Source organism: Aquidulcibacter paucihalophilus (genome assembly GCA_030285985.1).
GTDB lineage: Bacteria > Pseudomonadota > Alphaproteobacteria > Caulobacterales > Caulobacteraceae > Brevundimonas.
In genome coordinates, this window is record CP127384.1 from 2,171,532 (window position 1) to 2,186,041 (window position 14,510).

10 protein-coding genes and 1 tRNA gene are annotated in these 14,510 nt (G+C 68.6%); 6 read left to right on the plus strand and 5 right to left on the minus strand.

The features are described 5' to 3' along the window. The first annotated feature begins 119 nt into the window (after positions 1 to 119). The 5 genes from KB221_10660 (at position 120) to KB221_10680 (ending at position 6,635) form a co-directional block, all read left to right on the plus strand. Positions 120 to 3,761 carry a hydantoinase B/oxoprolinase family protein gene (locus KB221_10660; protein WIY68552.1) on the plus strand — a complete coding sequence of 1,214 codons (3,642 nt, stop codon included), beginning with the start codon at positions 120 to 122 and terminating at the stop codon, positions 3,759 to 3,761. Positions 3,762 to 3,803: 42 nt separating this feature from the next. Next, on the plus strand, positions 3,804 to 4,529 hold the full coding sequence (locus tag KB221_10665) for a DUF969 domain-containing protein (GenBank protein WIY68553.1): 726 nt from the start codon (positions 3,804 to 3,806) through the stop codon (positions 4,527 to 4,529). Beyond that, a complete protein-coding gene (locus tag KB221_10670) occupies positions 4,526 to 5,491 on the plus strand; it encodes a DUF979 domain-containing protein (protein ID WIY68554.1) in 966 nt (321 codons plus the stop codon). Before KB221_10665 ends, KB221_10670 begins: the two co-directional genes overlap by 4 nt. Continuing rightward, complete coding sequence (locus KB221_10675) at positions 5,491 to 6,504, plus strand: DUF2891 domain-containing protein (protein ID WIY68555.1); 1,014 nt, start codon at positions 5,491 to 5,493, stop codon at positions 6,502 to 6,504. Before KB221_10670 ends, KB221_10675 begins: the two co-directional genes overlap by 1 nt. Positions 6,505 to 6,559: 55 nt before the next feature. Continuing rightward, positions 6,560 to 6,635: transfer RNA gene (locus tag KB221_10680), tRNA-Thr, on the plus strand. A 10-nt stretch (positions 6,636 to 6,645) separates the two neighbouring features. Here the strand turns inward: KB221_10680 and KB221_10685 are convergent. From KB221_10685 to KB221_10695, 3 genes are all read right to left on the minus strand, one after another. Continuing rightward, a complete protein-coding gene (locus KB221_10685; protein WIY68556.1) occupies positions 6,646 to 6,975 on the minus strand; it encodes a hypothetical protein in 330 nt (109 codons plus the stop codon). Between the two features lie 247 nt (positions 6,976 to 7,222). Then, the gene (locus KB221_10690; GenBank protein ID WIY68557.1) at positions 7,223 to 9,094 is read right to left on the minus strand and encodes a ferrous iron transporter B; all 1,872 of its coding nucleotides are present in this window, start codon (positions 9,092 to 9,094) and stop codon (positions 7,223 to 7,225) included. Next, positions 9,094 to 9,369, minus strand: coding sequence for a FeoA family protein (locus KB221_10695; GenBank protein ID WIY68558.1), 276 nt, complete (start codon positions 9,367 to 9,369; stop codon positions 9,094 to 9,096). The genes KB221_10690 and KB221_10695 overlap by 1 nt, the downstream gene beginning before the upstream one ends. Positions 9,370 to 9,517: 148 nt before the next feature. Between KB221_10695 and KB221_10700 the strand changes: the two genes are divergently transcribed. Beyond that, the gene (locus KB221_10700) at positions 9,518 to 10,036 is read left to right on the plus strand and encodes a cytochrome c family protein (GenBank protein WIY68559.1); all 519 of its coding nucleotides are present in this window, start codon (positions 9,518 to 9,520) and stop codon (positions 10,034 to 10,036) included. Between the two features lie 12 nt (positions 10,037 to 10,048). Here KB221_10700 and KB221_10705 read toward each other — a convergent pair whose 3' ends face one another. Together KB221_10705 and KB221_10710 are read right to left on the minus strand one after the other, a co-directional pair. Beyond that, positions 10,049 to 13,264: an efflux RND transporter permease subunit gene (locus tag KB221_10705; GenBank protein WIY70911.1), complete on the minus strand. Its 3,216-nt coding sequence runs from the start codon at positions 13,262 to 13,264 to the stop codon at positions 10,049 to 10,051. Then, positions 13,264 to 14,418 carry an efflux RND transporter periplasmic adaptor subunit gene (locus tag KB221_10710; GenBank protein ID WIY68560.1) on the minus strand — a complete coding sequence of 385 codons (1,155 nt, stop codon included), beginning with the start codon at positions 14,416 to 14,418 and terminating at the stop codon, positions 13,264 to 13,266. Before KB221_10710 ends, KB221_10705 begins: the two co-directional genes overlap by 1 nt. Positions 14,419 to 14,510: the final 92 nt, after the last annotated feature.

Below are 14,510 nucleotides of genomic sequence, written 5' to 3' on the forward strand. Positions count from 1 at the left end.
GTCCTTGGCGTGGTCCGGTCGATCTAGCAACCGGCGGGGTCTTGCGACAGACCTCTAGCCGAACAGACGCCGCGAAGTCTGCGATAAGCTGATCCCGTGGAACGAGTCGGAGCCCCTTCATGAGCGCAGCGCAGACCGGGATGCCGACGGGCTGGCGCTTCTGGATCGACCGGGGCGGCACCTTCACGGACATCGTTGCCCGCGCGCCGGACGGGTCGCTGCAGACCCGCAAACTGCTGTCGGACAATCCCGAGCAGTACGCCGATGCCGCGGTCGAGGGCGTGCGGCGGATTCTCGGGATCGCGACCGGCCCCCTCCCCGCCGGCCTCGTCGCCGAAGTCCGCATGGGCACCACCGTGGCTACCAACGCCCTGCTGGAGCGCAAGGGCGAGCCCGTCGTCCTGGCGATCACCCGAGGGTTCGGCGATGCCCTGCGCATCGGCTGGCAGAGCCGTCCGGACCTGTTCGCCCGGCACATCGTGCTCAACGACCAGCTCTGTGACCGGATCGTCGAGATCGACGAGCGCGTCCGCGCGGACGGAGTGGTCGACCGCGCGCTGGACGAGGCGCAGGCGCGAGCGGACCTGATGGCGGCGCGCGCCGCCGGTTTCCGGGCCGTCGCGATCGTCCTGGTCCACGGCTGGCGCTTCACCGACCACGAACGGCGACTGGCGACCATCGCCCGCGAGGTGGGCTTCGGGCAAATTTCGGTCAGTCATGAGATCGGAGCCCTGATCAAGCTGATCGGCCGCGGCGACACCACGGTGGCGGACGCCTATCTGTCACCGATCCTGAGGGCCTATGTGGACCGGGTCGGCGCCGACCTGGGTGCCTCGACCCCGCTGCTGTTCATGCAGTCGAGCGGCGGGCTGACCGCGGCGGAAGCCTTCCGCGGCAAGGACGCGATCCTGTCCGGACCGGCCGGCGGCGTGGTCGGAATGGCCGGGACCGCCCGCGCGGCGGGGTTCGACCGCGTCATCGGCTTCGACATGGGCGGCACATCGACCGACGTCTCGCATTTCGCCGGTGACTATGAGCGGACCTCCGATGCCGTGGTGGCGGGCGTGCGGCTGCGGGCACCGATGCTCGGCATCCATACGGTGGCGGCCGGCGGCGGATCGATCTGCCGCTTCGACGGCTCGCGGCTGAGGGTCGGGCCCGAGTCGGCCGGCGCTGTACCTGGGCCGGCCGCATATCGCCGGGGCGGGCCGCTGACGGTCACAGACTGCAACGTCATGCTCGGCAAGCTCCGACCCGACCAGTTTCCGTCAGTCTTCGGCCCGAACGGCGACCAGCCGCTCGACGCCACCGCGGTGACGACCGGTTTCGAGGCACTGGCCGCCGAGGTCCGGCGCGCCACGGGCCGCGACGCGACGCCGGAAGCGCTGGCCGAAGGCTTCATCACCATCGCCGTCCAAAGCATGGCCGAGGCGATCAAATCGGTCTCGATCCAGCGCGGCTACGACGTCACCCGCTATGTGCTGAACTGTTTCGGCGGCGCGGGCGGTCAGCATGCCTGCCTGGTCGCCGACGCCCTCGGCATGACCCGGGTCATGCTCCACCCGTTCGCGGGCGTGCTCTCGGCCTACGGCATGGGCCTGGCCGAAGTCCGCGCCATCCGTCAGGCCACGGTGGCGGTGCCGCTCGATCCCGCCGGCGACGCCGCCCTTTCCGATCAGGCGAAAACGCTCGAACGTCAGGCGCGCGGCGACCTGATCGCCCAGGCATTCACCGAGGCCGCGCTGACCACCCTGGTCCGGGCCGAGATCAAATTCGCCGGGTCCGACACGCCGTTGGTGGTCCCCTTCGGACCGGCCAGCGAGATGCGCGCCGCCTTCGAGGCCCTGCACCGGCTAAGGTTCGGCTTCTTCGCAGAGGACAAGGCCCTGCTGGTCGAGGCCCTCGAGGCCGAGGCGGTCGCCGCTTTCGGCCAGACCCCGTCGGCCCTCGCCGCCAGCGCCCCCGACCTGGCCCTGACCGTCATCACCCGCGTTCCGGTGCGCATGGCGGGCACCGCGCATGAGGTGCCGGTCTATCGCCGCAGCGATTTCGGGCCCGGCACCGCCGTGGACGGGCCGGCCCTCATTCTCGAGGACACCGGCACCACCGTCGTGGAACCCGGCTGGTGCGCCGCGGCCGACCCGGCCCTCAACCTGATTCTCGAGCGCACCGTGCCCCTGCCCGCCCGCACGGCCATGGGCACGGACGTCGATCCGATCATGCTGGAGGTGTTCAACAGCCGCTTTATGGCCTGTGCCGAGCAGATGGGAGAGGCGCTGCGAGCGACGGCCTATTCGGTCAACATCAAGGAGCGGCTCGACTTCTCCTGTGCCATCTTCGACACCACGGGTGCCCTGATCGCCAACGCCCCGCACATCCCGGTGCATCTGGGCTCGATGGGCGAGAGCATCCGCACCGTCATCGCCTCGCGCGGCGGTGGCGCGGACGGTCGGGGCATGAGGCGCGGCGACGTCTATATGCTCAACGCCCCCTACAACGGCGGCACCCACCTGCCCGACATCACCGTCATCATGCCGGTCTTCCTCGAGGCGGATGACGCACCGGCCTTCTTCGTCGCCTCGCGCGGTCACCACGCCGATGTCGGTGGCATCACGCCGGGTTCGATGCCGCCCGCCTCGCGGACGGTCGAGGAGGAAGGGGTTCTGATCGACGACTTCCTGCTGATCGACGCCGGGAGTTTGAGGGACTCCGAAACCCGCGCCCTGTTCGCCTCCGGCCGCTATCCGTCGCGCAATGTCGATCAGAACATGGCCGACCTGAAGGCCCAGGTGGCCTCCTGCGCCCGCGGCGGCGACGAGCTGACGCGTATGGTCGCCGAGTTCGGCCGGCCGGTGGTCGCCGCCTATATGGGCCACGTCCAGGACAATGCTGAAGAGGCCGTGCGCCGCGCCATCGCGGCGCTCAAGCCCGGCGCGTTCGCCCTGGAGATGGACGACGGGGCCGTCATCCGGGTCAGGATCGATGTTGACCCCGAGGCCCGCAGCGCCGTCGTCGACTTCACCGGCACAAGCGATCAGCTGCCCAACAACTTCAACGCCCCGCTGTCGATCGCGCGGGCGGCGACCCTGTACGTCTTCCGCACGCTCGTGGACGACGCCATCCCGCTGAACGAAGGCTGTCTGAAGCCGATCCGGCTGATCGTGCCCGAGGGCTCGATGCTGAACCCGCGCTATCCGGCGGCCGTCGTGGCCGGAAACGTCGAGACCAGCCAGGCGGTGGTCGATTGCCTCTACGGCGCGCTCGGCGTGCTTGCGGCCAGCCAGGGGACGATGAACAATTTCACCTTCGGGGACGAAACGCGCCAGTACTACGAAACCATCGCCGGCGGCTCGGGCGCCGGGCCGGGCTTCGATGGAACCGCGGCGGTCCAGACCCATATGACCAATAGCCGCCTGACCGATCCCGAGGTGCTGGAGACGCGCTTGCCCGTGCTGCTGGAGGAATTCTCCATCCGGCGCGGCTCGGGCGGCGACGGCGCCAACCGGGGCGGCGAGGGCGCGGTCCGGCGCGTGCGTTTCCTAGAGCCCCTGACGGCAGGCATCCTGTCCAATCACCGGCGTACGGCCCCGTTCGGTCTGGCCGGCGGATGTGCCGGGGCGGTCGGCGTGAACCGCGTCGAGCGGGCGGACGGCTCGATCGAGCCACTGGGGGCGACGGCAGAGGTGGAGATGGGCGAAGGCGATGTCTTCGTCATCGAAACGCCGGGCGGCGGCGGCTTCGGCGCGAATAGGGCTTCCTGAACCGGACGTTCGGCGCAACCATCGCCCAAGGGGGAGAATCCGATGCTGGTGCTTCTGGGAATAGCGGTCGTGGTCGTGGGCTTTGTCGCCCGCATCAATCCGCTGCTGGTCATACTGATCGCCGCCATCGTCACAGGGGTGACGGCGGCGGTGGCACCGGGCGTCGACATACGGGCGCTGGCGCAGGCGGGCGTGGACACGCTCGCGGCCTTCGGCGACGCCTTCAACGACAACCGCTATTTCCACATCACCTGGCTGATCCTGCCGGTCATCGGCCTGCTCGAGCGGGCCGGCCTGCAGGAGCGGGCCCGCATGTTGATCGCCCAGGTCAAGGCGGCCACGGCTGGCCGGCTGCTGCTGAGCTACCTTGTTGTGCGTCAGGCCACGTCGGCGCTCGGCCTGACCTCACTCGGCGGACATCCGCAGATGGTCCGGCCGCTGGTCGCACCGATGGCCGAGGGGGCCGCCGAGGTCCAGGCCGGTGGCGACCTGCCTGACAGGATCCGCTTCCGCATCCGCGGCATGTCCGCCGCCACCGACAACATCGGCCTGTTCTTCGGCGAGGACATCTTCATCGCCATAGGCTCGATCGTCCTGATGGTCGGCTTCCTCGAACAGGCGGGGATCATCGTCGAGCCCCTGCAGCTGTCGGTCTGGGCCATCCCGACGGCCATCGCCGCCTTCGCCGTCCACGGCGTACGACTGCTGATGTTCGACCGGGAGATCCGCCGCGATCTTGCCGCGCGTGACGCGGAGGCGGGCCAATGATCACGCTCGAGCACGCCTACATCCTCGTCGGCCTGATGTTCCTGGGCTTCGCCATCCTGACCCTGCGCGACAGCGCGCACCCGACACGGATCCGAAGCGCCCTCTTCTGGGGCCTGATCGCGGCCTCGATGCTGTTCGGCTCCTGGCTCGGCGGACTGGGCAACGGCATCCTCGTGCTGGCGCTCGTCGCCCTTGGGGGCCTGAAGAAGCTCGGCGTCGGCCAGCCCTCCACGACCACGCTGGAAGAGCGGCGCGAGAGTGCGACCCGGCGCCGCAACACCCTGTTCATTCCGGCCCTGATCGTCCCCCTGATCGCCGTCGGCGGCACGCTCGCCGCCAAACACACCAGCGTCGGGGCGTGGTTGATCTCGCCGACCCAGACGACGCTGATCGCACTGGGCCTCGGCTGTGTCCTCGCCCTGGTGGCCGCCATGGCCTGGCTGCGCCCGCCCGTCATCGCCCCGGTGCAGGAGGGACGACGGCTGATGGACTCCATCGGCTGGGCCGCCCTGCTGCCGCAGATGCTGGCCTCGCTCGGGGCCGTCTTCCTGGCGGCGGACGTCGGCGGCGTGGTCGGGGAACTGGTCACCCAGGCCGTGCCGATGAGCTCGCCCCTGCTGGCCGTCGCAGCCTACTGCCTCGGCATGGCGCTGTTCACCGTGATCATGGGCAACGCCTTCGCCGCCTTCCCCGTGATGACCGCTGCCATCGGTCTGCCCTTCGTGGTCGGCCAGTTCGGCGGCAACCCGGCCATCGTCTGCGCCATCGGCATGCTGGCCGGCTTCTGCGGCACGCTGATGACGCCGATGGCGGCCAATTTCAACGTCGTGCCCGCCAATCTTCTGGAACTGCCTGACCGGAATTCGGCCCTGAACGGCGTCATCCGGGCCCAGCTTCCGACGGCCCTGATCCTGCTCGGGGTCAATATGGCGCTGATGTATTTCCTGGCCTTCCGGTTCTGATGATGACCCATACCCTCGACCCCGCGACGGCCTCGCGCTTCGCCGCCGCCGCCCTCGGCCACGTCACGCGCGAATATCCCAACAAGATGGACCACGTCCTGTCGGGCCCCGAAGACGTCCTTGGCCCCCGCGCCCTGCATCCGATCTTCTTCGGCAGCTTCGACTGGCATTCCTGCGTCCACGGCTGGTGGACCCTCTTCACCCTGCTGCGGCTCTACCCGGACATGCCGGAGGCCGGGCGGATCCGCACGCTGGCCGATGAACTGTTCACGCCGGAGAACGTAAGCGTGGAAACGGCCTATCTCGAGCGCCCGGGCAGCCGTGGCTTTGAGCGGCCCTACGGCTGGGCCTGGCTGTTGATGCTGGCCGCCGAACTGGCGCGGCACGAGAGCCACCTCGGTGAAACCCTGCGGCCCCTGTCCCGGGCCTTCGCAAGCCGGTTCAAGGATTTCCTGCCGCTGGCTGGCTATCCCGTTCGGGTCGGGACCCACTACAACACGGCCTTCGCCCTGCGTCTGACGCTGGACTATGCCGGGAGCGCCGGTGACGATGCCCTCGCCGACCTTTGCCTGGACCGCGCCCGCCTCTGGCATTCAGGCGACCGAGACTGTCAGGCGTGGGAGCCGTCGCAGGACGAGTTCCTGTCCCCCGCCCTCATGGAAGCCGCCCTGATGCGCCGCACGATGGAGCCGGATGCGTTCGCCGACTGGTTCAAGGCCTTCCTGCCCCGGCTGTCACAGCGCGAACCCGCCACCCTGTTCCAGCCCGCCAGCGTCAGCGACCGGTCGGACGGCAAGATCGCCCATCTGGACGGCCTCAACCTGAGCCGCGCCTGGTGCTGGCGCGAGATCGCGTCAGCCCTGCCGTCCGGCGATCCGCGCCGCGCGATCGCGCTGCAGGCGTCAGAAGACCATCTCGACGCCGCCCTGCCCCATGTGACCGGCGACTATATGGGCGAGCACTGGCTGGCCAGTTTCGCCCTGCTGGCGCTGCTGGCCAATCCCGCCCCCTGAGGCGCTTGACGTCATCCGTCATGCGCCAGCATAAGAGCCGCCCGTCAAGGCGGCGGCCGGCTTAGCTCAGTTGGTAGAGCGCCAGTTTTGTAAACTGGATGTCGCGGGTTCGATTCCTGCAGCCGGCACCATCGCGCCCTCTCAGAAGATCAGACCGTCCCGTGCTTCGTGCAGCCGGGCGAAATGACCCGCCGCCTCTGCGCCGAAGAGCACAGGGTCCGCGGAATGCGCGTCTTCGATCACGGCCAGGATGGCGTCGAGCGTGTCCTTCCGGCTCGGCTGTCCGCCCTCGGCGATCCGGTCCAGCAGGGCGAGAAGGTTTTCACGCCGCTCCCGCGCCTGGGCCTTGAGAACCTTGGCACTGGGCGTCGACCGCATCGGTGCCATCACCGCCGACGTGGACCCGTCTGGCTCGGGTATATCGAAGACGGCGCTTTCCAGCGGGCCCGGCAGTCGGTGATGGTCGAACACGACAGAAGCCTCAAAGGCCCGGCTCCCTTCCGGCGGGAGGGACCTCACGTACGCCGGGGCCGCCGCGACGCGGGTTTTGCCGCAACGTCGGCAAAGATCCGACTGATGGCGCTCTGACCAGTAGAATTCATGTCGACACAACAATGGCCTGAGCGGCGAAAGCATGGAAATCCCCGGAATAGTCAGGGAAATCGCCTCAACGCCTCGCGCTTGTCAACCGCCGTTAGGTGACGAGCGCCCGTCCAGTTTAGCCGCCACCCAGAGCGACAGCGACGCGGTAGACGATCCAGGCCGCCAGATAGGCCAGCCCAAACATGTAGATGACCATCACCCACATCCATTTCCACGAGTTCAGTTCGCGCTTGACCACGCCCAGCGTCGCCACGCACTGCGGCGCGAAGACGTACCAGGCGAGGAAAGCCAGACCGGTCGCGAGCGACCACTGCGCCGCCAGGGTCGCGCCCAGCAGGCTGGTGGCGCTCTCGGCATCAGCGACCGCATAGACCGTACCGAGGGCCGCCACGGCGACTTCACGGGCCGCCATGCCCGGCACGAGGGCGATGACCATCTGCCAGTTGAAACCGATGGGTGCGAAGATCGGCTCCAGCGCATGGCCGATCATGCCGGCGAAACTGTAGTCGATGGCGGGCTGGGTCGCGCCCTCGGGCGGATAGGGGAAGGTCGCCAGGGCCCAGACGATGACCATCAGTGGCAGGATGATCCGCCCTGCCCGCTCAAGGAAGATACGGGCCCGGATCCACAGATTGAACAGCACGCTCTTGAGGTCGGGCGTCTTGTAGGCCGGGAGCTCCATCATGAAGGGCTCGACGGCACCCCGCCAGAACACCTTGCGGATGACGAAGGACACGGCCAGCGCGCTGATGATGCCCGCGGCGTACAGGCCGAACATCACCAGACCCTGCAGGCTCGCAAAGCCCCACACCCGCTCGTTCGGGATGAAGGCGGCGATGATCAGGGTGTAGACCGGAATCCGCGCGGAACAGGTCATCAGCGGCGCGACCATGATGGTCGTCAGGCGGTCGCGTTTGCTGTCGATCACCCGCGCCGCCATCACTCCGGGAATGGCGCAGGCGAAGCTGCTGAGCAGGGGAATGAACGCCCGCCCGTGCAGGCCGGCACCGCCCATGATCCGGTCCATCAGGAAGGCGGCCCGGGCCATATAGCCGAAGTCCTCCAGCATGATGATGAAGAGGAACAGGATCAGGATCTGCGGCAGGAAGACCAGCACGCTGCCGACCCCCGAGATCAGGCCGTCGACGATCAGGCTTTGCCAGATGCCGTCGGGCATGACCGCCGCCACCCAGCCGCCGAGGGCGCCGAGACTGGCCTCGATCCCGTCCATCAGCGGCGTGGCCCAGGTGAAGACGGCCTGGAACATCACGAACAGCAGTACGCCGAGGATCAGCAAGCCGCCCACCGGATGCAGCAGAACAGAATCGATCCGGCCGGTCAGGGTATCGGGCCGTTCCGGCGGGCGGACGCAGGCCTTCATGATGCGCTCGGCCTCCCGCGCCGCGCCGCGCAGGGCGTCCGCATCCGGGGCCGCCCAATGGTTTTCCGCCGTCGCGGACAGGGTCCCCGCTGCCGCGTCGATTGCGGTGACCAGTTCGTCGATGCCGCGCTTTCGCGTGGCCGTCGTCGGCACGATCGGTACACCCAGCTCGCCCGACAGGCGCTCGAGGTCGATGCGCAGCCCCTGACGCTGGGCGATGTCATACATGTTGAGCGCCAGCACCATCGGCCGACCGACGGCCTTCAGTTCCAGCACCAGCCTCAGCACCAGTCGCAGGTTGGTCGCGTCGGCGACGGCGACGATCACGTCCGGTGCCTCCTCGCCGGCCAGCTTGCCCAGCACGGCGTCCCGCGTGACCTCTTCGTCGGGGCTGCGGGCGCGCAGGGAGTAGGTGCCCGGCAGGTCGAGGACCGACATCGGCCGGCCCGACGCCGAACGGATCAGACCTTCCTTCCGCTCCACCGTGACGCCGGCATAGTTGGCAACCTTCTGGTGAGCGCCGGTCAGGGCATTGAACAAGGCGGTCTTGCCGCTGTTCGGGTTTCCGACGAGCGCGACTCTCGCGCTCCGCATCGCCATATCCATCAGGCGGCCCGGGCCGGTTCAAACCGCACGGTCAGGCAGGCAGCCTCCTGACGGCGCAGGGCGACCCGCATGTCGTCCACCTTCATGGCGATCGGATCGCGGCCGAACAGGCCCTCATGGAGCAGCTCGACCTGCGCGCCCTCGACGAAGCCGAGTTCCAGCAGACGACGCTCCAGTTCCAGCCCATGCTCATCCGACGCAACGTGGTCCCCCACCCGCACGATGACGCCGCGGTCGCCCTTGCGGGCATGGCTGAGTTTCAGGGTGTCGGACATTACGCTCGTGGGCCAGCGGCGCGGCTCGGCGCCTGTTGACACTGATTATCAGGTGCGACTGGCCCTCGTCCAGCCCGGCATCTCGCCGCAGCCCATTGAACGGCGCCATGGTTGGGCTATCACGGGCGCAGACACCCGGAGACTAACGATGCACCGTCCCGCTCTCATCGCTCTCGCCACGTTCGCCCTGACCGGTTGCGGCCAGGCAGAACAGCCGGCCCAAGAGGCGCCTTCGGCCGCCGCCGCGACCGCCGCTCCCGCTGCGGCTGCGGCCCCGCCCGCGCCCGCGCCGGACGCCGCAGAAAAGACGGCGATCCTCGCCACCCTTCCCGCGCCCTGGAATGCAGGGGATCTGGACAACGGCCGTCGGGTCTTCGCGCGTTGCCGCTCCTGCCACACCATCACCGAAGGCGGCCCGAACATGACGGGCCCGAACCTTTACGGGGTCTTCGGCCAGCAGGCCGGTGCCCATCCCGGGTTCAACTACTCCACCGCCATGAAGGAGGCCGGGTTCGTCTGGGACGGAGAGCGGCTGGACCAGTGGCTCGAGAACCCGCGCACCTTCCTGAAGGGCACGAAGATGAGCTTCGCCGGCATCCCCGACGCAACGGACCGCCGCGACGTGATCGCCTTCCTCAAGGTCGAGACCGGCTACGCGCCGGAGTAGACGTCCTGTCGCCTACTCCGCCGCCGCCGGAACGGCGTCATTGGCGGTCGTCTCCTGGGCTTCCCACTCCTCGATCTTGCGAGCGGTGTAGTCCGGCGACTTGGTGAAGCGAGCCAGCGCGCCATAGATCACGGGCACCACGAAGAGGGTCAGCAGCGTCGCGAACATGGCGCCTGCAAAGATCACCACGCCGATGGTTTGACGGCTGCCCGCGCCCGCGCCCTGCCACAGCACCAGCGGCAAGGCGCCGAAGGCGGTGGCGATCGAGGTCATGATGATCGGGCGCAGGCGCAGCGTTGAAGACTCGATGATCGCCTCCTGGATGGACCGGCCCTGGTCGCGCAGCTGGTTGGCGAATTCCACGATCAGGATGCCGTTCTTGGCCGCCACGCCGATCAGGATGATCAGGCCGATCTGGCTGTAGATGTTGAGGCTCGAGCCCGCCATGACCAGACCGAACAGGCCGCCGGCGGCCGCCAGCGGCACGGTCAGCATGATGACCGCCGGCGTGATCCAGCTCTCGAACTGCGCCGCCAGCACAAGGAAGACCAGCAGCAGGGCCAGGCCGAAGGCCGCGGCAACGGCGCCGCCCGCCTCCTGCTGATCGCGCGCTGCTCCACCCCACTGGGTGGTGACGACACCCTGCGGCTGCTCCTGCGCGACACGGGTCATGAACTCGGTCGCGTCCACGAGGGTCGTGCCCGGGTTCAGATCGGCGGAGATCGAGATGGCCCGCTGGCGATCCAGCCGCCGCCGGTCCGGCGTATCGCCCGAGGTTTCCGTGGTGACGACGGCGGACAGCGGCACCAGCTGGCCGGATCCTGTCGCGACATACAGGGCCTCGAGGTCAGCGACGCTGCGGCGGTCGGCGCGTTCGGTCTGCAGGATGACGTCATACTCCTGGCCGCCGCGCAGATAGGTGGTCGCACGCCGGGAGCCGAACATCGTCTCCAGCGTACGGCCGATGGCCTGTGACGAGACGCCAAGGGCTGCGGCCTTCTCCGGATCGACATCGACCAGCAGGCGCGGCGCATTCGGCTCATAGTTCAGACGAGGCCGCGAGAAGCCGGGGTTCTCCAGAGAGGCCGCGAGGACCGGCTGCAGCCATTTGTAGATGTCCTCGTATTCGGCGCCCGTAACGACCATCTCGATCGAGTTGGAGTTGCCGCCGCCGCGCTGGAATGCGCCAGGGACCGAAGCATTGACCTGGGCGTCGGTCTGGCCGCGCAGCTTGCCGTTCAGCTCCTGTGCGATCTCGTCCGCGGCGCGGTCGCGTTCGGACCAGTCGCTGAGGATCAGGCTGCCGTTGCCGGAGTTGTAGCTGCCACCGCCGAAGCCGGGCGCGGAGATCAGGAAGCTGCTGGCTTCGCCGCTGGCCTTGTACTCGGCGAGGATCGGCTCGATCCCCATCATGATGTTGCGCGTATAGTCGAAGCCCGCGCCCTCGGGGCCCTGGACACGGATCTGGACCCGTCCGCGGTCTTCCGCGGGCACCAGCTCATTGGGCAGGGTCACGAACATGAAGGCCGCCCCGGCGGCGACGGCCACGATCAGTCCCACCATGCCGGCGACAGCGATCCGCTTGCCCAGCAGGGCCTGCAGCGAGTTCTGATAGGAGTTGCGCAGCGCCTCCATGGCGCGATCGACCTTGCGCGCGACCCAGCCACCGGTCTTCGCCGGACGCAGGATTCGGGAGGCCATCATGGGAGAGAGCGTGAGCGCCAGGAAGGCCGAGAAGGCCACGGCCGCTGCAATGGCCGCGGCCAGCTCCACAAACAGCCGGCCGACATAGCCCGGCAGGAACAGCAAGGGCGCGAACACGGCCAGCAGCACCACGGTCGTGGCGACCACGGCGAAGAACACCTGACGCGCGCCACGCTCTGCGGCCACCAGCGGGGGCTCGCCGTGGTCCAGACGGCGTTGGATATTCTCGGTCACCACGATGGCGTCATCGACCACCAGACCGATGGCCAGAACGAGGGCCAGCAGGGTCAGCAGGTTCAGGGAAAAGCCCAGCGGGGCCAGAACGATGAAGGTCGACAGCAGGCAGATCGGCGCGACGATCGACGGAATGAACGCCGCCCTCAAACTGCCGAGGAAGATGAAGTTCACGAGGGCCACAAGCGCCAGCGAGATGCCGATCGTGATCCAGACCTCGTCGATGGCGTGGGAGGTGAAGACCGAATTGTCCGAGCCGATGACCAGCTCCGTGCCCTCGGGCAGGCTGGAACGCACGTCTTCCAGCATCGCTTCGACGCCTTTGGAGATGGCGAGGTCGTTGGACTGGGCCTGACGGGTGACGGCCAGACCGATCTGGTCCTGTCCATTGCCGCGGAACAGGCGGCGGTCCTCGGCCGGTCCCTCGACGATGCGGGCAATGTCACCCAGCCGGGTGACGTAGCCGGACTGACCCTGGATGGCGCCCGACGCGCCGCTGGGCAAGGCCGTCGCGCTGCCGGTCTGGGCAGCTGCGGTGCCGCCCGAGCCGCGGGTGCCGATCGGCAACTGGCGGAAGTCCTCGGCGCGGGCATAGGTGCGGGCGACGCGGACCGTATAGTCCTTCTGACCGGACTCGAGCTGGCCGGCGGGCAGTTCGACGTTCTGGGCGGTCAGGGCGGCCTCAACATCGGTGACCGTCAGGCCGCGCGCCGCGAGGGCGGCGGCGTCCAGCCAGATGCGCATGGCGTAGCGCTGCTCACCATAGATCTGCACCTGGGCCACGCCGGGTACGGTGGCCAGGCGGTCGATCAGGTAGCGATCGGCATAGTCCGTCAGCTCAAGCCGGTTCATCGACGTCGAGCGCAGGAACAGGATCATGATCGGCTGGCTGTCGCTGTCCGCCTTGGACACTTCCGGCGGCTGCGCCTGATCGGGCAGACGACCGACGACACGGGACACGCGATCGCGCACGTCGTTCGCGGCGTCATCGATGTTGCGGTCCAGCGAGAATTCGATCGAGACGTTCGAGCGGCCGTCGCGACTTGAGGAGTTGATCCGCTCAACGCCCTGGATGCCGGCGATCTGCTGTTCGATCGGCTCGGTGATCCGGCTCTCGATGACCTCGGCGGAGGCCCCGGCATAGCTGGTGCTGACCGACACGATCGGCGGATCTACGTCCGGCAGCTCGCGCACGGGCAGGAAGAAGAACGCCGCGGCGCCGATCACGCACAGCACGATGGCCGCCACCGCCGCGAATACCGGGCGGCGGACGGCGAGATCGGAAAGCATCATTGGGCGGCGCCCCGCGCCGGAGAGGCTCCCGCAGCCGGGCGGCGTCCACCCTGCCCTCCGCCCTGGCCCGCGACGCGGACGGGCGCGCCCGGCTGGATGCGGTTCAGGCCCGAACCGACAATCCGGTCGCCGACGTTCAGCCCGGACAGGATTTCCACGAATCCGCCTTCGACCGACCCGGTCTCGACCTCGACCCGCTGGGCGGTTGAGCCGCGATCACCCCGGGCGATGCGATAGACGAACGCGCCGTCGCCCTCATATTGCACGGCCGCTTCGGGCGCGGCCGGGGACGTCCGCTGACCCTGCTCGACAGCCACCCGCACCGCCATACCTGGCCGGATACGGGCACCCGGATTGGGGATTTCCGCCCGCGCCGTCACGGCCCGGGTCTGTTCATTGATCCGGGTGTCGATCAGGGCGATCCGGCCGCCGAAGACTTCGTCGCCATAGGCGTCGATCGAGGCGCGGATCGGCGTGCCCGCGCGCAGAACGCCGAGGTAGCGTTCCGGCACCGGGAAATCGACACGAACAACCGAGATGTCATCCAGGGTGGTGATGACCCCGCCCGGGCTGACCAGGGTGCCCGGCGTCACGGAGCTGAGCCCCAGCACGCCCGCGAACGGCGCGCGGATCATGCGGTCGCCACGCCGTGCCTGGGCGGCGTTCAGCGCGGCCTGCGCGGTCTCCAGTCCGGTCTCGGCGTCCTCGGCGGTGACACGGGGAGCGATGCCCCGGTCGGCGAGGGTCTTGTAGCGGTCGTACTGGCGCTGGGCCTGGGCCACCTGGGCCCGCGCCTCGATGATGCCGGCGTCTTCCTCGCGCGCCTGGAGCTCGACCAGAGGCGTGCCGGCAGCGACCCGCTGGCCATCGGTGAACAGGACGCGGGTAATCAGCTCGCTGGTCGATGAGGTGATGTTGACCGAGCGCCGGCCCCGCGCGACGCCGAGGACCCGGATCTCGTCGGTGAAGGACCGCGTGCCGATGACCGCTTCGGAAACCGACTGGCCGCGCCCGCCGCCGGGGCCGCCACGGCCTCCCGGACCGCCGCCGTCCTTCTCATCGCCGGCGAAAGCCATCCTCAGGACAACGGCCAGGACCATCAGGCCCAGCAGGAGCGCAGCAGCGACGAGAAAGAAGTGGCGTTTGATCACGCGGAGGCTCTCTGGTGAATGGACGAGCCGACTTAGCGGCCGGGGCCGTCGACGCAACTAAAGTCCTTGTAACGGATGCTGTTCCGGTTTCC